We start from the raw sequence: 16955 nt of genomic DNA, 5'->3' as shown, positions 1-16955 counted from the left end.
TTGGTTTTACCAGATACTAACACCTTTCCAAAAAAGCGCTTAAAAGATCGCCGATTTTGGTTAAGGCGTCCGCCTCCGGGGAGGAAAACCGGTTCAGCCGGGGGCTGTCCACATCCAGGACGCCGTATACCCGGCCGCCCTTGAAAAGGGGGATCACGATCTCCGCGTTGGAATTGGCGTCACAGGCGATATGGCCCGGAAATTCATGGACATTGGGGACGATTACCGGCTTACCCTCCGCCGCGGCTTTGCCGCATACCCCCTTCCCTTCTGCTATCCGGGTACAGGCGGGAAGCCCCTGAAAAGGCCCCAGCACCAGCTCGGTCCCCTTGCGGAGGTAAAACCCCGCCCAGTTGATGTCCCCAAGGTACACCATGATAAGCGCGGAACTATTAGCCAGCGCCGCTATCAGGTCGGTTTCACCGGCAAGTACGTTTTTTACCGCCTCCACCATCAGGTCAAGGTCTGTTTGGCTGCCTTGCCCTTTTTGTATATCGACCATAAACACCCCCATGTTACTATACCGGTTTTTTTATCCTTGAACCAGCCGGCGCCGCATAGACAAAAAACACCCGGGGGTCTACAATGCTTGCGGAGGATACGTATGACATCTAATATTGTCCTTGATGCGATCTTTACCCGGCGTTCCACCCGGGCCTATACCAATAAAAAGGTGGATGCCGAAACCGTTGCGCTGCTGGCAAAGGCCGCCCTGGCCGCCCCAAGCGGATCCAACGCCCAACCGGTTAACGTGCTGATAGTACAAAATGTCCCCCTCATCCTGGAACTTGAACGGGCGGTGGTAAACTATTTTGTCAAGACCGGGGACGAAGCGGTGGTGGAGCGCATAAAAAGCCGGAAGAACAAAGTCTTCTACGATGCTTCCACGGTCTTCTTTTTGGCGGTAAAAAACAACGCCGCCGTGGATGTGGGCATCATGGCGGAAAACATCGCCATTGCCGCGACTTCCCTGGGCATTGCCAATGTCATCCTGGGCCTCCCCCGGGTGGTTTTTTACGATCCCGATACGGTCGCTTACTGGAAGGAGAAGCTCCGCTTCCCCGAAGGCTACGAATACGGCCTGGCCGTGGCTGTCGGTTATGCCGCCGAGGAGGGCAAACCCCATGAGATCGACTTAAGCAAGGTGAGTTATCTTTAGTACGCCATTTTTTCCGTGCTTTCGGCTTCCTTCTTCTCATACCCAGCGGTTACTGGTCCGGGCGTTCAGGTCGGTGTATTTTTTTGTTCAGCCATGGAAAAGCGTCATGGGCTTACCCCGGCGCCCGGAACACGGGCGGGGATAGTTACCCGCACGTAATCTTCGGTAACTTCGAATTGGGCATCTTTACCGGTTAATTCTTTGGTCAGGGGAATTATTTTACGGCGCACCCCCATACCCCGGGCATCAACATATCCGTAATCCCGGAGCACTTCCCGGATGACCGGATTGCGGACCGAACGCTGCCCCGCCAGCATGGCTTCCAGGGTCATGGAATTTTGCAGCGCCCCGGGACTCATGATTTCTATTCGGTCGTGGTAATTTACCGCTTCAACTTCCAGGGATTTTGTCCAATCCCGGTGGGCCATGCCGTTGAGGATCGCTTCGCGAATGGCGCCGGTGGGATACCGGTATTCCCGTTCCCGGCGTACCAGATCTTTCAGGGTATCGGATTCTTCCGATATAAAAGGACCCATCCTATCAATCGCTATTTCTATGAGGCCCCGATCCTCGATATACCGGCCGTCTCCCGGCTTTCCCTTTCCCAGCGCAACCAGGGGGGCATTGATAAAGGTATCATCCTGGGCCTGGTAGCTCATGTCGGTACCGGCAAAGGACATCCAGCGGAGCCCTGAAAACCGGACATATTTGCGGGGGTTCCGGGCAAACAAGAGGATCCCCGCAATGGTACAGAGGGCTTCCCCATGGTCGGCGATCTTCATAAAACCGAGCCCCGCCAGGCGTTTTTCCCAGGCCCGGCGGTTTTCCGGCTCCCCTTCATCGCCGATGATATTAACCAGGTAATCCTTCAGACGGGCCAGATCCAAACAATCAAGGTCCGTATCGTAGAGGGGGGGTAATTCGGTATGTACCATACCGCCGCTTTGAAAAAGCCGGGCCTGCTGTTCCCTGGTGGCAAGACGGGAAGTACTGCCCAGGCGTATATAGATCTCTTCACGGCCCTTATTCCGCAGCACATAGGGCTTCTCGGTTCCCTGGGGAAAAGAAATCACCGCTACTCTTCTCTTTTCGTCTATTTTGATCTCTTCATAAAACGGGATGATCAGGGGATGGACGTAACGATTAAAAACCGTGTCCATTATCCAGGTTTCCAGGTCTTCGCGGCTGATGCCGCTGATGGTTCCGTCATCTTCAACCCCTAAAAGCAGCCGGCCTCCTTGAAAATTGGCCAGGGCGACTATTTCTTTCGCGACCTGCTCAGGACGAAGATCATCCCGTTTGAATTCGACGCCGGAGTTCTCGCCGTTATCTATTATTTCCAGGAGTTCGGATTTTAACATGCACAACCTTTACTCGGAAGTCAGTAGAGCCGGTTTCAAAACCAGGCGAATTTTGCGGCGGCCCCTGCTAGTAACTATATGCGCTATCATCCCTTTTTGTAAAGGGAGCCGTTTTTTTTTCTTGCCAGGCCGCGTTTTCGGGTGTATGATGATTCGGGCGGCCGTGGGTATGTGCAGGCTGCTTTGGAGGGATTTTTATGGGGAAAATAAAGGAACCGAAAAACTTAAGTCCGCGGATACGGAACTTGCGGGATTTTTATTTTAAGGGGGCGGATCGGCCGTGGAACAATGAATTCCGGCCCTTTACCACCGGCACCCCCTGGGACCGTAACTATAACGAGATGACCTACTATGTGGTCCCCGAAACCTACACCTTTTTTAAGACCTTTGGACAGAGCTGCCGTCAGGCGGCGGTAACGATAGAGCCGCCCCCGGATTTTTTCGACCGGACCATCCCCGAGCGGAAGGCCTGGTTCATCAAAAAGGCCATGGTCGACTACGTGCCCCCGGAGATTCTTCCCGGGGACCTCCTCTGCGGGGCGGTGTTTAACCTGGCCGCCAGCCACTGCCTTTCCCAGGAGGAAAGCCGGAGGAAGGACGCCATCCTTGGGGGGAAGCGGGGGCTTACCGCCCGGACCATCGAATTCCATGACCGGGGCTACGGCAACTGCGGCCCCACCAGCGGACATATCATTCCGGCTTACGAAACCGCGGTAAAATACGGGTTCAAGGGTATCTACGAGGACATCAAAGCGAAGTACGAGGCTCTCTCCGAAGCGGAGCGAACCGGGCCGAAGGGGGGACAACTCCGGGGGATGATGGAGGCGGCCCTGATGCCCCGGGACCTGGCGGCCCGTTACCGGGAACTCTGCGGGGAATTTGCCGCCCGGGAGACCGACCCCCAACGCAAGGCGGAACTGGAGCGGATGGGGGCCAACCTGGAGCGGGTTCCCTGGGAGGGGGCGGAGGATTTCTGGCAGGCGGTCCAGTCCCTCTGGTTTACCCATATGCTCGTCATGGCCGATGAAAATTACCCCGGTCCCGGGATCTCCTTCGGCCGGGTGGATCAGTACCTCTACCCCTACTATCAAAAGTCGATAGAGCAGGGGGAAGACCGGGAATTCCTCAAGGATATCCTCAAATGTTTCTGGGTTCACTGCAACACCGCCTATGATGCGATGATCAAGGTGGGGATGAACCAGGGGATCACCGCGGGGTATGGACAACTCATCATGCTCTCCGGCATGGGGAAGGACGGAAAGGACATGACCAACGACCTTACCTATGCCCTCCTGGAGGTGATAGACGAGATGTCCCCCATCCTGGAACCCAAACCCAATGTCCGGCTCCACCGGAACAGCCCCGAGCCCCTGTTGGACAAGGTCTGCGGCATGATCGCCGAGAGCCAGGGAGCGCCCTTCCTCCTCAATTTTGATGAGCGGTCCATGGCGGGCCTCCTGCGGGAAGCCAAATTCGCGGGCCTTGAAAAGCTCATCCACCGGGACAACGTGTACGATTACAGCGCCGTGGGCTGCCTGGAAAACACCATGGTGGGCAATGACCGGTCCTCCACGGTGGACGTAAACCTCAACTTCCTCAAGGCGGTGGAGCTTACCCTGGGAAACGGTCGGGATATCACCGGCTACAAAGACCAGCTTTGGGGAAAGCCCTACAAAAACATTCAGATGGGCCCTCGGACCGGGGATCCCCGGACTTTCAAAACCTTCGACCAGTTTTACGATGCCTTTATCGAGCAGACCCGGTTCATCATCCAAAAGATCACCCGGCTCTACAACGAGGGGGACCGGGTCCGGGCGGAATTCCTGCCCACCCCCTATCTCTCGTGCCTGGTGAAGGGCTGCGCCGAAAGCGGCAGGGACGTTACCCAGGGCGGGGCGGAGATCAAGTTTGTTACCATTGAAGGGGTAACCTTTGCCACCACCATCGACAGCCTCCTCGCGGTAAAGTACCTGGTCTTTGATACCAAAACCTGTACCATGGATGAGCTCATCCGGGCCCTGGCGGACAACTGGGTGGGCCACGAGGTGCTGCGGGCCCGGGCGAAGAATAAGGCCCCCAAATACGGCCGGGACGATACCGAAGCGGACGAGCTGGCCCGGCGCTTTATGGAGTTCTGGTCCACCGAGGTCTCGAAATACAAAACCCCCAGCGGTCATGTGTACCGGGGCGGGATGCTCTCCTGGAACTACTGGGTCAGCGACGGGTATGTGCTTGCCGCCAGCCCCGACGGGCGGCAGCGGGGGCAGTTCCTTTCCAATGCGATCTGTCCCAGTAACGGCGCCGACCGCAACGGCCCCACCGCCAACAGCAATTCGGTGGGTACGGCCCTGGGGGGCAAGGACGGCGAGGGGAATTATATCAACTACCTCCCCAATGGGGCGAGCCATACCATCACCATGAGCCCCTCCCTGATGCGGGACGACGAGCACCGGACCAAGTTCAAGGCTTTCCTCCGGGGCTATGTTGAAAACGGGGGGACCGCCCTGCAGATCAACGTGCTGGACCCCCAGACCCTGCGGGACGCCCAGAAGAACCCCGAGGAGTACCGGCACCTTTTGGTGCGGGTTACGGGATATAACGCCTATTTTACCAGCATAGGCCGGGAACTGCAGAACGAGATCATCGAGCGGGAATCCCATGGCCGGTTTTAACCGGCCGTATGTTCCAGCGGCACAAGGCGCCGGCCGGTGAAGGCGATGATCCTGGACATCCAGCGGATGTCCACCGAGGACGGGCCGGGGCTGCGGACCACGGTGTTCTTCAAGGGCTGCAACCTGGCCTGCGCCTGGTGCCATAACCCAGAGAGCATCTCCCCCCGGCCGGACCTGAACTGGTTCGCCCAGAAATGTATCGGCTGCGGTATGTGCGAAAGCACCTGCCCCCGGGGGGTGATTAGCCGGGATCAGGGACGGGTGCGGTTTGACCGGGGAAAGTGCGTTGCCGGAACTTCCCCTGTGGGGGACTGCCGGCTATGCGTCGAGACCTGTCCCAACGCTGCCATTGAACTCAAGGGGGAAGCCCTGACCGCGGAAGGGCTCTGCGGGGAACTCCTCAAGGACCGGGCCTATTTCGGCCCGGAAGGGGGGGTAACCCTCTCCGGGGGGGAGGCGGCCATCCAGCCGGGGGCGGCGGCGGTGGCCCGGCTCCTCAAAGACGCGGGGGTTTCCGTGGCCCTGGACACGGCGGGGGCCTATGATTTCCGGGTCCTGGAGGGCTTGCTGCCCCTGGTCGATCTGGTCCTCTACGACCTCAAGATCTTTGATCCCCATGAGCACCGGCGTTTTACCGGGGCGGATAACCGGCTTATCCTGGAAAATTACCGGAAGCTCCGGGAGCGGGACTGCCGGGTATGGGTGCGGACCCCCATAATCGAGGGGGCCACCGACAGCGAAGCAAACATACGCGCCATCGGCGGGTTTATCCGGGAGGCGGGACTGCCGGAGAAGTGGGAGCTTTGCGCCTTTAACAACCTGTGCCGGGACAAGTATGAACGGCTGGATCGGGATTGGGCCTATAAAAGCGCGGGGCTCACCAGAAAGGAACACATTGAGGCGCTGACCCAAAGGGCACGGGAATTGGTGCCTTCCGCGGTGTACAGCGGAACAACGATATAGGCCGCCGGGTTTTCGTCGGCTGCAGGAGGTTATCATGGTACGATTCTCCGGGGAATTCGAGGAGATCTGCGCTAAAAAATTTGAACCGGACAGCAAGATAGGGATCCTCTCTTCGGTGTCCCCCGACGGGTACCCCCATCTGAGCCTGATCACCTCCATCGGTGTCAAAACCAAAAAGACCCTCATGTGGGGCCAGTTCTCCCGGGGACTCTCCAAGACCTACCTGGCGGACAATCCCAAAACAGGCTTCCTCGTGGTTTCCCCGGATCAGTACTGGTGGACCGGCAAGGCCCTCCATGCGGGCAGCGTGGTAAAGGGGGAAGATTTTGAATATTTCAACAACAAGCCCCTGTTCCGGTACAACTCCTACTGCGGTTTCGGCGCGGTGCATTACGGCGAAATTAAGGAGGTGAGCGCCGGGGAAAAGCTGCCCCTCCCCCGGATCCTCCTGGGTTCCGTTACATCCGCCCTGCTGAAAAAGGGCGCGGCAAAATATTGCCTGCAAGCCGCCTCAGGCGGAGACCGCCCGGCAAAGAAGATACCCCCCTACGGCCTTAAACTCTGTTCCAACCTGGCCTGCCTCAAATTTATCGCCTGGGTGGACACCGACGGTTTCCCCCGGATCATCCCCGCCTTGCAGGGCCTTCCCCTGGACGCGGACAACCTGGTCTTTTCCGCAAGCCCCTACGGCGAACTGCTCAAGACCATCCCCCCGCAGGCCAAGGCCGCCGTATTCCTGGCCAACCTGGCCCTGGAAAGCCTCCTCCTCCAGGGCCGCTGGCTGCCCCTCAACCGCCATGGCCGCTTTCGGGGGGGGATCTTCGCCGCGGATAAGGTCTACAACTCCATGCTGCCCCTGAACCGCTACATCTATCCCCCGGAGGAGCTGCCCCGGGTATACGGGTAGGAGGGGATTTTACCGGATCATAGACCGCCGTAGGCTTTTTTTACCAGCCCGTCTATCTCCCGGCGGTAGGGCATGGAGGGGGCAGTTCCCATTTTGGTGGTGGAAAGGGCTGCGGTACAGGTGGCGAATTTGACGGCATTGAGCAGCGATTTATCCTCCGCCAGGGCCACCACCAGGCCGCCGGTAAAGGCGTCTCCCGCGCCGGTAGTATCAATGGTGTTCACCTCCACCGGCGGGATGATCTCCTCGATCTTCCCGTCATTGAGGTAACACCCCTTTTTGCCGAGGGTGATAACCACGTTTTTTATTCCCTTATCAAAAAAGACCTTCGCCGCCTTTCCGGCGCTGCTTTTATCCGTCACCTCTATTTGGGTTAAAAAGAAAGCTTCCAATTCGTTAGGGGTGATGATGGTGGCTCGGCTTAAAAACTCATCGGACAGTTCCCGGGCCGGGGCGGTATTCATTACGATAATTTTTTTATGGTCATGGGCAATCTGCACCGCCTTTTCAATGGCGTCGATATTAACCTCCAACTGGGTCAAAAATATGTCGCTGGATTTTATTTCAGGCGCTAAAAGGGCGATGTCCCCATCGGTAATATGACCACAGGCGCCGGGGGCAACCACGATGGAATTTTCCGAAGTGTTTTTATCAACATTAATAAGCGCGATGCCGGTAAAAAAATCTTGATCCGTGACAATATACCTTTCGTCAAACCCCTCCTGTTTGAAACTTTGCAAGGCGACCTGGGACAGGATGTCCCGGCCGACCTTGGTCATAAACACCAGATTTCCCCCCGCCCGTTTAATCGCCACCGCCTGATTGCCCCCTTTCCCGCCAGGGCCCATTTTAAAATAATCGGTAATAAGGGTCTCTCCCGGCAGGGGCAGACGATCCACCCGGCAGGTCAGATCCATCACAAAACTGCCGAGGCAGGTAATTTTTTTAGCCATAAAACACTCCTCACCATGAACCGGCTTAAAACTCACCTCAATCTTTTCGGGTAAAATCACTCTGATCAAACAGGTCGATCTTTTTAGACCCCCGAATTTGCTTCAGCCGCTTATGGTAAAATGCCGGTATCACCGTGGTCTCATCGGCGAACCAGCGGAAGGGATCCGTACCGGCGACCAATATGATATTTCCCCAGGGCGAAAATTCGCCGGTATGGACAAAACATTTCATAGTCGGGGCGTATTTCCGAATCAGATCCGTATGTTTTACCTCTTCGCGATCGCAATCGTCAAAGATACTTAAAACCTTTTTATGCAGCGACGGGTTATTGGTCCGCAGATCTTTGGCAAAGATGATCTTTTCGGTGATCATTTCTTTATCGATAAGCTGCAGGATAAACTCAATGGTAGGCACATTTTTGGTGATTGCCAAATCAATACAGGGGACATCCCGGGGAACCGGGAAACCGGCATCGGTGACCATAATCATATGGCCGTGACGCAGTTCGGCGATTAATTTGGACAACTCGGCATGTAAGATTCCGCTTCTCTTCATATCATCCTCCTTGGCTCATTCTCCGCAGTCTTTTATAATGGCGATACCGTTACTGGTTCCTATCCGAGTCGCCCCGGCGTTGATCATTTTGACCGCGTCTTCGTAGGTCCTCACACCCCCGGATGCTTTAAGCCCCATGGCCGGAGGAATATGTTTCCGCATCAGGGCAACATCGCTTTCAGTGGCGCCGCCGCTTGAAAAACCCGTGGAGGTTTTGACATAATCGGCGCCCCCGGCTACCGCAAGTTGACAGGCCCTTTGTTTCTCGTCCTCGTCCAGCAGGCAGGTTTCGATGATCACCTTTAAAACATGGCCGTCACCGGCGCTTTTTACGGCGGCGATATCCTTTTGAACCGCCTCGAATTTACCGCTTTTAAGGAACCCCACATTGATCACCATGTCTATTTCATCGGCCCCATCCCGGACCGCCAAACGGGTCTCGGCCTGTTTGGCCTCGGTGGACATGGCCCCCAGGGGAAACCCAACCACGGAACATACCTTAACGGCACTCCCCGCAAGGAACTGTTTTACCGCCGCGACCCAGGTTGAATTGACGCATACCGACCAGAAATGGTGTTCCTTTGCTTCCAGACAGAGCTTTTTTATATCCCCTTCGACGGCATCTGGTCTAAGCAGGGTATGATCGATCATTGCCGCAAGTTGTTCTTTTTTCATAACATCCTCCTTTCCGGTACCGGCAAGAAACAAGGTTTGAACAAAAATACAAAACGCCGCGGGGAAAACCACACGGCGTCTTGTTTATCCAGTTTTATGTACCCGGGGATACCTCGCCGTCAGGGGAGAGGCATCCCCCGGCTTTTATGACCCGCGCAAGAATAAAATGCAGAGCATTTTATTCTAATTGCTTACGCAATAAAGAAACAATCTGACCATTCGGTCATGTTGTTTCTGCGCGGGTCCTTACTGATAAATCACCGCCTGTACTTCCTTGCTGTCGAGGTTGCGTTGATCGGCCCAGACATAACCGGAATCGATGATCTTCGGTACGGTTTCGCCTTTAACGGCGCGGTAGGCCATTTCGACCGCCTTATAACCGATAAGAACCGGGTTTTGCTGGATCGCGCCGTAGAGCACCCCGGAACGGACGGCGTCAAGCTGTACCTTGCCGGAATCAAAGCCGATACCCACAATCTTGCCCTTCATGTTAAGTTCAGTAATCGCGTTGGCAAGGCCGATGGCGGAACCTTCATTGGTGGCATAGTAACCCTTGAGGTCCGGATTGGCATTGATGACCGCTTTAACAATTTCCGTTGACCGCAGGGGATCGCCGCCGCCATATTGCACTTCCAGAAGCTGGATTCCGGGGTATTTTTCCTTGATCCGGTCTATAAAACCGTCCCGACGGAAGATACCGGTGGTATTGGTCTGGTCGTGGCAAATAATGGCGACTTTACCCTGACCGCCAAGGGCCTCTCCCATCTTGTCCGCTGCCGCGGCGGCGGCGGCCCTACTGTCGGTGGCGACAAAGGATACGGGATCATCGGAAGCAACAGTGGCATCAAAGGTAACCACCGGAATACCCCGCCGTTTTGCTTCGGCCACCAGGGGAGCATCCGCCTGGGCGTCAAGGGCGCCAAAACAGATGGCCGCGGGGTTTTTCCCCATCGCGGTTTGGAACATCTCCATCTGTTTGTCGATCATGGATTCGCTTTCGGGTCCCTCAAAGGTGATGGTAACCCCGAATTCCGCTGCCGCCTGATCGGCCCCTTGCTTTACATACTGCCAGAACTGATGCTGGAAGCCCTTGGAAACCATGGCGATATACATCTTCCCATCGCCGCCGCTCTGTGCGCCGCCCCTGGCAAATACGGTGCCGGAAAGGACCACCATAAGACAAAGGGCCACAAACATTAATTTTTTCATTGCCGTTCCTCCTGAACATTTATTTTTCTCAATAGCCAGCCGGCCATTGGATTACCCGTTTATGCTCCGGCTATTTTACCCTGCGCCGGACAATATCAAGATACACCGCCCCGATAACGATGAGGCCGGTTACCACCATCTGCCATTCCTGGGGCACCGAAAGGATCCGCAGACCGTTGGTCAGCACCGTAATAATAAAGGCCCCTATGATCGTTCCCAGGATGCTCCCCTCACCCCCCGAAAGGGAGGCGCCGCCGATTACCGCCGCGGCAATGGCATCCATCTCATACCCCACCCCCAAAGAGGGCTGGGCCGACGCGACCCGGCTCGCCATCACCACGCCACCAAGACCAAAAAAAGCGCCGCTCATGGAATAGATCGCTATCTTCCACCCATCGGTATTGATCCCCGAAAGCCGGGCGGACTCCTCATTGGAACCGATAGCAAAGGCATAACGGCCGATAACGGTTTTTGAAAGGATAAAGACGGCAATCAAGGCACTGGCAAAAAAGATAAGCACCCCCACGGGGATCCCCAAAACCATGGTGGTGGCTATCCGGGTGAATTCCGGCTTTTCGGCAAAGTATATGGGCCGGGCGCCGGAAACGATCAGGTTAAGCCCCTTGGTAACATTCATCATTCCCAGGGTCGCGATAAAAGGGGGAAGGTGGAGCTTGGTGATGCTTACCCCATTAACGAAGCCACAGAGTACCCCCGCCAAAATGCCCGCCAGAATACCTATGGCAATGGGCATACTGAGGTTGGAAATAACAAAGGCGGTGATCACCGATCCAAAGGTCATCACCGTACCCACCGACAGGTCTATGCCGCCGGTGATAATGATGAAGGTAATCCCCACCGCCAGGATGCCGTTGACCGCCGTCATCAACAGGATGGTAACGATATTACCGGGGGTCAAAAAACTGGCCGATGCGGCGGTGAAAATAATAATAAGTAAAATAAGACTCGAAAAAGCAAGCGCCGTCTGCGCCGCCTTGGAGTTAATCCGTTTTTTTGGTTGATCTGCCATTTTCCCTATCCTTTTGGCTCAACAAAACAGCCTCGTTGCGTAATGTCGCGTAATACATTATCTTTTCCTGGGTAATTCCTTCGGCGTTTTGTACCGCGGTTACCCGGCCTTCACACATCACCACGATCCGGTGGCTCATTCTGAGAATTTCCGGCAGCTCCGAGGACACCATGATAATGGATTTCCCCGCATCCGCCAGTTCGTTAAGGAGCTTATAAATTTCACTTTTAGCCCCCACGTCGATGCCCCGGGTGGGTTCGTCAAAAATCAGGATGTCACTGTCCCGAACCAGCCATTTCCCCACCACCACCTTCTGCTGATTACCGCCGGAAAGATTTTTTGCCAGTTGTTCGATACTGGGGGTCTTGGTATTAAGGCGATCCACATACTCCTGGGTTATTCTTTTGGATTTCGCTTCGTCAAGGATCCCCAGGACCTTTAAGAACTTAGAAAGGGAGGCCATAACCGTATTTACCTTGACGGACATCCCCAGGGCAAGGCCAAACCGCTTCCGATCCTCCGATAGATACCCGATCCCGTGGCGTACCGCATCCCGGGGCTTTTTTATCGTAACCTTTTTCCCTTTAACATAAATCTCCCCCGAATCCATGGGGTCCGCCCCAAAGATGAGCCGCATGGTTTCGGTTCTGCCCGCCCCCAAAAGGCCCGCAAACCCCAGGATCTCTCCCTGGTGGAGTTCAAAGGACACATCCCGCACCACCCGGCCCCGGTTAAGGTTTTTTACTTCCAGAACCACCTCGTTTTTAGAGGTGTCCCCATGGGGATGGTGGCTTTCATAAATCTCACGGCCCACCATTTGCGCGATTATTTGCTCAATGGCAATATCCTTCATGGGGGTGGTGGCGATATACCGGCCGTCCCGCATCACCGTAACCCTATCGCAGATCTGGTGCAGCTCATCCATCCGGTGGGAAATATACACCACCCCCTTGCCCTGACTCTTCAGGTTTTTGATAACCTTAAAGAGCTCCTCAATCTCCGACTCACTTAATGCCGAAGTCGGCTCATCCATGATGAGTACATCCAAATTGAAGGAGAGGGCTTTGGCAATCTCGATCATCTGCTGCTGAGCCACCGTAAGCCCCGCTACCTGGGTCCGGGGATCAAGGTTAAGATTGATCAGCTTAAAAAGCTCTTCGGATTTGCGGTTGATCTCCCTATCATCCACCAGGAAAGTAAGGCCCTTTTTCTGCTCCCGGCCGATAAAAATATTCTGCGCCGCCGTCAGGTGTTTCATCAGGTTGAGTTCCTGATGGATAATACTAATTCCCAGGGCCTGGGCTTGTTTGGTGTTATGAACCTCCACGGTTTCGCCCCGGATCTTAACCGTCCCTCCGTCCTTCGTATAAATACCGGCCAGGATCTTCATCAAAGTTGATTTTCCCGCCCCATTTTCCCCTACCAGACCGTGGATTTCCCCGGACAAGAGGTCAAAACGGCAATCACTCAGGGCATGAACCCCGGGGAAGTTCTTTTCGATCCCCTCCATCTGTACAAGAATATCGCCCATCCGCCCGTATGCCTCCTGATATGTAATTATGTCCTTACATATCGTTCTAATTTAAACTACTTAAACCTAATCTTAATATAGGTAAATCAAAAAAGCAAGGCATTTTTTTCTACTTCTCCACAATGTACAAATATTCCTTTACATGGATATCCCGTTTTTGCAAATTGCGGCTTCCCCGGAAGGTATTGTAGGGGGTTTCCAGAATCTCCACCCTGCCGATCCGGTGGAGGATAGCTTCCATCTCCTCCCGGCTTATGAAGCCGTCGGAATTAAAGGAGATGAGGAGGAACTTGGCCCGGATATGCTCCGCCAGGTCGGCCAGGGCCCGGGGGGCCGCCTGTTTCCGGTTATACACGGACCGGTTCCATTCCGGGGGGATCCCCGACACCGGGCTTATCCGGGAAGGACGCCGGTAATTGAGGATCAGGTTGAGCATAAAATAGTTTGAGCCGTAGGGGTGCTGGTTGTACGGGGGGTCCAGGTAGGCGGCATCCACCTCCGTTGTTTCCCGGACCAGCCGGTTTGCGTCTTCCCGGTAAATGCGGACCGGACAGACAAAGTTACTGAACACCGGAAAGGGCAGCTTTATATCCCCTGTGATGCGGTGGAGGGCCGTTTCCCCGGAACCGCCGAAACGGCCCTGTCCGGTCCGGCGGTCCTTGTAAAAGCCCTTAAAGACCCCCGCGGTATTGGCATGAACCGAAGCCTCCGACAAAAGGGGGGCCAGGAAAAAAGGGCGCAGGGGTTCCTCCAGTTCCTCAATATACTGCCGGGCCGTATCCAGGTACCGGGCATTCCGGGAAGTATAAAACACCCGCTCTCCCGTCCGGATCGCCGAATCTTCCCGGGGCGCGTAGAGTTCCGCGATAAACCCCTCCCGCAGGGGCTCCTCCCGCAGCCGGGCGAGGAGCCTGGCGTGGGTCTGCCGGAGGCTTTCCATATCCAGTTCCGGGACATTTGCCAGGTAACAGCGGTTGATCGTCTCCGAATAGGCCTCCAGGTCATTGACCAGGAGCAGCTCCCCGTGGGCCTTAAAAAACCGGGCCGCTGCCCCGGAACCGCTAAAAACATCAAAGAGGGAGAGCCGTTTCTTGTTGAGCCGGGCCTTGACCCGCTCCAGGGCGGTCCCGATAAAGGGGAGGAGACTCCGCTTGTTCCCGATATAGGTGATGAGCTGCCGGGTAAGGTAATTTTTGTTTTCCCGCAAGGGGGCATCCCCGGCCGCCGGATCCCCGGCGCACCGATTTATCTGTTCCGTCACGGCTCCCTCTATTTTCTATAAAAACTATAGCATCAGACCGTAAGAAAATGAAGCGGCGGCGGGAGAGAAGGTCCCCGCCGTAGCGGGCCGGGGTAAAGTATGCTACAGTGGCTTATGTCGCTTAACTGGAAGGAAATCAACCTTATCCTGGCGGAATTGGATTTGCCCGGCTTTCAAATCCAGCGGATCGTGCAGAGTACCTATGACGTAATAGCCCTGGAGCTTCACGGCAAGGGGAAAAGCAAGGTCCTGCTGATTGCCCTGACTCCGGGGGCGTGCCGGATCCATGAGACCTTTCGGGCCGTACCCAAAAGTGAACGGCCCCTGCGGTTTGCGGAATTCCTTAAATCCCGGATCGTCAACGGCTGGATCGAAGAGGCAGTCCAACTGGGGGATAACCGTATCGTCCGGATCCTGGTCCGGCAGGGGAAAAACCAGTACCGCATCTACCTGCGGCTCTGGTCCAACGCGGCCAATTTTGTGGTTACCTCCGGGGAGGAGGTGCTGGACGCCATGCGGCGGCTCCCCAAACGGGGGGAAGTAACCGGCGGCTGTTATGCGCCGGAGGAAAGCCTGGGGGAAACCGCCGGGGAAAAGCCGGAACGGGCCTATGAGATCCGGGAGATCCCCGGGGACCGCTCCTTTAATGAGAAAATTGACGCCTGGTACGCGGAACATGGGGGGGCCCTGTCCCTGGAAGCCCTGCGGGAACAGGTCCGCCGGAATTTTGAAAACAGCCTGGGGCGGCTCACCGCATCCCTGGAAAAACTCCGGGCCAAAGAGGCGGATTATCAGGCGGCGGACCAACTGAAAAACTACGGCGACCTTATCCTGGCAAACCTGGGGAGCATCCGTCCCGGAGACACCTGGCTGGAGACGGAAAACTTTTATGCCCCGGGAACCATCCGCTTACGGCTCGATCCCAGGAAAAGCCCCGCCGCCCAGGCGGAAACCTACTACGATCAATACCGGAAGGCGAAAAGCGGGCTCGCCGAAATACGGCTGGAGATACAGGAGGGTGAAAAGGAACAGGAGAAACTGGAAAAAACCCTGGCCCGGCTCCTGGCCGAAACCAATCCCCTGCAGCTGCAAAAACTCATCAGAACCAAGGGGCAAAAACCCGTGCCCAAGGGAGACCGCCAGCGGCCGGGCCTCTCCTTCCGTAACAAAGATTGGCTTATCATGGTAGGCCGGAGTGCGGCGGAGAACGACGCCCTCCTGAGAAAACACGTCAAGGGAAACGATCTTTGGCTCCATGTCCGGGATTACCCCGGCTCTTATGTGTTTATCAAACAGCGGTCGGGCAAATCCGTGCCCCTGGACATACTGCTGGATGCGGGAAATCTGGCGGTTTTTTATTCAAAGGGCCGTAACAATGGCGAAGCGGACCTGTTCTACACCCCGGTCAAATACCTCCGCCGGGTCAAAAACGGTCCCAAGGGCTTGGTTATCCCCACCCAGGAAAAAAATTTGCACATAAAAGTCGAGGAAAAACGCCTGCGGAGTTTGGAGCAATGCCGGCTAGAAAAATAATTTTCGCCCTTGCGTGCAGATCGGGAACAACCTATACTTTAATAATGGGGCAAAATTTGGTTTTCGCACGGGTAAAAAGCCGCTCCCCGGTCGTGGCGGGGCTGTTTTATCCCGAGGATAAGGAGGCGGTCGAAAGCCGGCTTTGTTCTTTTGGGTTAAAAAAGGGAACCGGGACCCATGCCCAGGCTATCGTCGTCCCCCACGGCGCCTGGGATTTATCGGGAAAGGTGGCGGCCGCGGGCTTTTCCGCGGTTTCGGGAGGGGAGAACCACCAAAGCGCGGATATCACCCGGGTGGTACTCATGGGGCCCATTCATGCGATGGACGAGGAGGGGGTTTTCTTTTCCGATTCTGTGTTTTTTAAAACCCCCCTGGGCAGGATTCCGGTGGATTTGAAACTGAGTGAGGAACTGGCCTCCTGCAGTACCTATTTTGAGATAAATGACATTCCCCACCTGAAGGAACATTCGGTGGAGGTGTTGCTGCCCTTTGTTAAGTTTTGTTTCCCCCAGGCCTCCATTGTCCCGATCCTCATTGGCGGCAGCAAGCCCTCCCTGCTCTCCGCCCTGGCCCGGGCTTTATGGATCGTCCTGGGACCTATCATGGACCATACGCTCCTCATCGTTTCTACGGGGCTCTCAAAAAATCAGGATGAAAAAACCGCCCTGGCCCAGGCAGAGGAATTTACCCGGTTGCTGCGGGAAAAAGACCAGAAAACGCTTGCCGCGGAACTTGTTGACCGGAATATCAGCGCCTGCGGGGGGGCGCTGGCGGCAACGGCCCTGCAAAGCGGCCTTTTGGACGACACCCAGGTTTCGGTGATGCCGGCCCAGCCGGTAGTGGCCCGGGGAGACGAGGGACAGATCGTTTATTACGGCGCCATCTCGTTTTGGGCGGCAAATCACGGGTACCTTGCAGCCCACCGGGTTTTCTGACTAACTCATGTTATGCAGGAAGAATAGGGTTAACCACGAACGACACGAACTTTTGCTTCGATAGTCCGGAATTTATACCTGAATTCTCTTTTTCCCTAATATGCGGTATAGTAGCCGTTAGGACCCGCGCGAGAATAAAATGCCATGCATTTTATTCTAATTGCTTATGCAATAAGGAAATAACATGACCAATCGGTCATGTTATTTCTG

Annotated in this window: 15 protein-coding genes; 6 read left to right on the top strand and 9 right to left on the bottom strand. The window is 55.6% G+C overall.

The window, feature by feature from the left end:
* Nucleotides 1-16: 16 nt before the first annotated feature.
* Nucleotides 17-502 (bottom strand): GAF domain-containing protein, encoded by a 486-nt coding sequence (locus tag LQZ21_RS04430; RefSeq protein WP_411042965.1) that lies wholly within the window; start codon nucleotides 500-502, stop codon nucleotides 17-19.
* Nucleotides 503-604: 102 nt separating this feature from the next.
* On the opposite strand from LQZ21_RS04430, the gene LQZ21_RS04425 reads away from it, so the two are divergent.
* Nucleotides 605-1159, top strand: coding sequence for a nitroreductase family protein (locus LQZ21_RS04425; RefSeq protein ID WP_411042964.1), 555 nt, complete (start codon nucleotides 605-607; stop codon nucleotides 1157-1159).
* Nucleotides 1160-1263: 104 nt separating this feature from the next.
* Here the strand turns inward: LQZ21_RS04425 and LQZ21_RS04420 are convergent, their stop codons facing one another.
* Entirely contained in the window at nucleotides 1264-2520 is a 1257-nt protein-coding gene (locus LQZ21_RS04420) for an RNA-binding domain-containing protein (RefSeq protein ID WP_411042963.1), read from the bottom strand.
* Nucleotides 2521-2717: 197 nt separating this feature from the next.
* On the opposite strand from LQZ21_RS04420, the gene LQZ21_RS04415 reads away from it, so the two are divergent.
* Genes LQZ21_RS04415 through LQZ21_RS04405 form a run of 3 tightly spaced genes read left to right on the top strand, consistent with a single transcriptional unit; the run spans nucleotide 2718 to nucleotide 7062 of the window.
* Nucleotides 2718-5192, top strand: coding sequence for a pyruvate formate lyase family protein (locus tag LQZ21_RS04415; protein ID WP_411042962.1), 2475 nt, complete (start codon nucleotides 2718-2720; stop codon nucleotides 5190-5192).
* Nucleotides 5193-5237: 45 nt separating this feature from the next.
* Entirely contained in the window at nucleotides 5238-6155 is a 918-nt protein-coding gene (locus tag LQZ21_RS04410; RefSeq protein WP_411043052.1) for a glycyl-radical enzyme activating protein, read from the top strand.
* 34 nt (nucleotides 6156-6189) lie between these two features.
* Complete coding sequence (locus LQZ21_RS04405; protein WP_411042961.1) at nucleotides 6190-7062, top strand: pyridoxamine 5'-phosphate oxidase family protein; 873 nt, start codon at nucleotides 6190-6192, stop codon at nucleotides 7060-7062.
* Nucleotides 7063-7079: 17 nt separating this feature from the next.
* Here LQZ21_RS04405 and rbsK read toward each other — a convergent pair whose 3' ends face one another.
* The 7 genes from rbsK to LQZ21_RS04370 form a co-directional block, all read right to left on the bottom strand.
* The gene (gene rbsK, locus LQZ21_RS04400; RefSeq protein WP_411042960.1) at nucleotides 7080-8015 is read right to left on the bottom strand and encodes a ribokinase; all 936 of its coding nucleotides are present in this window, start codon (nucleotides 8013-8015) and stop codon (nucleotides 7080-7082) included.
* Between the two features lie 37 nt (nucleotides 8016-8052).
* Nucleotides 8053-8571 (bottom strand): D-ribose pyranase, encoded by a 519-nt coding sequence (gene rbsD / locus LQZ21_RS04395; protein ID WP_411042959.1) that lies wholly within the window; start codon nucleotides 8569-8571, stop codon nucleotides 8053-8055.
* A 15-nt stretch (nucleotides 8572-8586) separates the two neighbouring features.
* Nucleotides 8587-9246 (bottom strand): deoxyribose-phosphate aldolase, encoded by a 660-nt coding sequence (deoC, locus tag LQZ21_RS04390; protein WP_411042958.1) that lies wholly within the window; start codon nucleotides 9244-9246, stop codon nucleotides 8587-8589.
* 246 nt (nucleotides 9247-9492) lie between these two features.
* Nucleotides 9493-10455 carry an ABC transporter substrate-binding protein gene (locus LQZ21_RS04385; protein ID WP_411042957.1) on the bottom strand — a complete coding sequence of 321 codons (963 nt, stop codon included), beginning with the start codon at nucleotides 10453-10455 and terminating at the stop codon, nucleotides 9493-9495.
* A gap of 70 nt (nucleotides 10456-10525) precedes the next feature.
* Nucleotides 10526-11485: an ABC transporter permease gene (locus LQZ21_RS04380; RefSeq protein WP_411042956.1), complete on the bottom strand. Its 960-nt coding sequence runs from the start codon at nucleotides 11483-11485 to the stop codon at nucleotides 10526-10528.
* Nucleotides 11457-13016, bottom strand: a complete 1560-nt coding sequence (locus LQZ21_RS04375) for a sugar ABC transporter ATP-binding protein (protein ID WP_411042955.1) — start codon at nucleotides 13014-13016, stop codon at nucleotides 11457-11459. The genes LQZ21_RS04380 and LQZ21_RS04375 overlap by 29 nt, the downstream gene beginning before the upstream one ends.
* Nucleotides 13017-13125: 109 nt before the next feature.
* Nucleotides 13126-14277: a DNA adenine methylase gene (locus LQZ21_RS04370; protein WP_411042954.1), complete on the bottom strand. Its 1152-nt coding sequence runs from the start codon at nucleotides 14275-14277 to the stop codon at nucleotides 13126-13128.
* A 99-nt stretch (nucleotides 14278-14376) separates the two neighbouring features.
* Here LQZ21_RS04370 and LQZ21_RS04365 point away from each other — a divergent pair, with 99 nt between their 5' ends.
* A complete protein-coding gene (locus LQZ21_RS04365; protein ID WP_411042953.1) occupies nucleotides 14377-15810 on the top strand; it encodes an NFACT RNA binding domain-containing protein in 1434 nt (477 codons plus the stop codon).
* A 44-nt stretch (nucleotides 15811-15854) separates the two neighbouring features.
* Nucleotides 15855-16745, top strand: coding sequence for an AmmeMemoRadiSam system protein B (gene amrB, locus LQZ21_RS04360; RefSeq protein WP_411042952.1), 891 nt, complete (start codon nucleotides 15855-15857; stop codon nucleotides 16743-16745).
* The last annotated feature ends 210 nt before the right edge of the window (nucleotides 16746-16955 follow it).

Source organism: Treponema sp. TIM-1, from assembly GCF_046533115.1.
Classification (GTDB): domain Bacteria; phylum Spirochaetota; class Spirochaetia; order Treponematales; family Breznakiellaceae; genus JAIRMO01.
The sequence above is the reverse complement of the archived record's forward strand: the minus strand, read 5'-3'. Positions and strand labels throughout refer to the sequence as shown.

Bases quoted from the DNA above. Each gene is read 5' to 3' on its own strand.
- rbsD (WP_411042959.1), bottom strand. From the start codon at position 8,571: ATGAAGAGAAGCGGAATCTTACATGCCGAGTTGTCCAAATTAATCGCC.
- LQZ21_RS04405 (WP_411042961.1), top strand. From the start codon at position 6,190: ATGGTACGATTCTCCGGGGAATTCGAGGAGATCTGCGCTAAAAAATTT.
- deoC (WP_411042958.1), bottom strand. From the start codon at position 9,246: ATGAAAAAAGAACAACTTGCGGCAATGATCGATCATACCCTGCTTAGA.
- LQZ21_RS04385 (WP_411042957.1), bottom strand. From the start codon at position 10,455: ATGAAAAAATTAATGTTTGTGGCCCTTTGTCTTATGGTGGTCCTTTCC.
- LQZ21_RS04380 (WP_411042956.1), bottom strand. From the start codon at position 11,485: ATGGCAGATCAACCAAAAAAACGGATTAACTCCAAGGCGGCGCAGACG.
- LQZ21_RS04410 (WP_411043052.1), top strand. From the start codon at position 5,238: ATGATCCTGGACATCCAGCGGATGTCCACCGAGGACGGGCCGGGGCTG.
- LQZ21_RS04375 (WP_411042955.1), bottom strand. From the start codon at position 13,016: ATGGGCGATATTCTTGTACAGATGGAGGGGATCGAAAAGAACTTCCCC.
- LQZ21_RS04425 (WP_411042964.1), top strand. From the start codon at position 605: ATGACATCTAATATTGTCCTTGATGCGATCTTTACCCGGCGTTCCACC.
- LQZ21_RS04365 (WP_411042953.1), top strand. From the start codon at position 14,377: ATGCTACAGTGGCTTATGTCGCTTAACTGGAAGGAAATCAACCTTATC.
- LQZ21_RS04420 (WP_411042963.1), bottom strand. From the start codon at position 2,520: ATGTTAAAATCCGAACTCCTGGAAATAATAGATAACGGCGAGAACTCC.
- rbsK (WP_411042960.1), bottom strand. From the start codon at position 8,015: ATGGCTAAAAAAATTACCTGCCTCGGCAGTTTTGTGATGGATCTGACC.
- LQZ21_RS04430 (WP_411042965.1), bottom strand. From the start codon at position 502: ATGGTCGATATACAAAAAGGGCAAGGCAGCCAAACAGACCTTGACCTG.
- amrB (WP_411042952.1), top strand. From the start codon at position 15,855: ATGGGGCAAAATTTGGTTTTCGCACGGGTAAAAAGCCGCTCCCCGGTC.
- LQZ21_RS04415 (WP_411042962.1), top strand. From the start codon at position 2,718: ATGGGGAAAATAAAGGAACCGAAAAACTTAAGTCCGCGGATACGGAAC.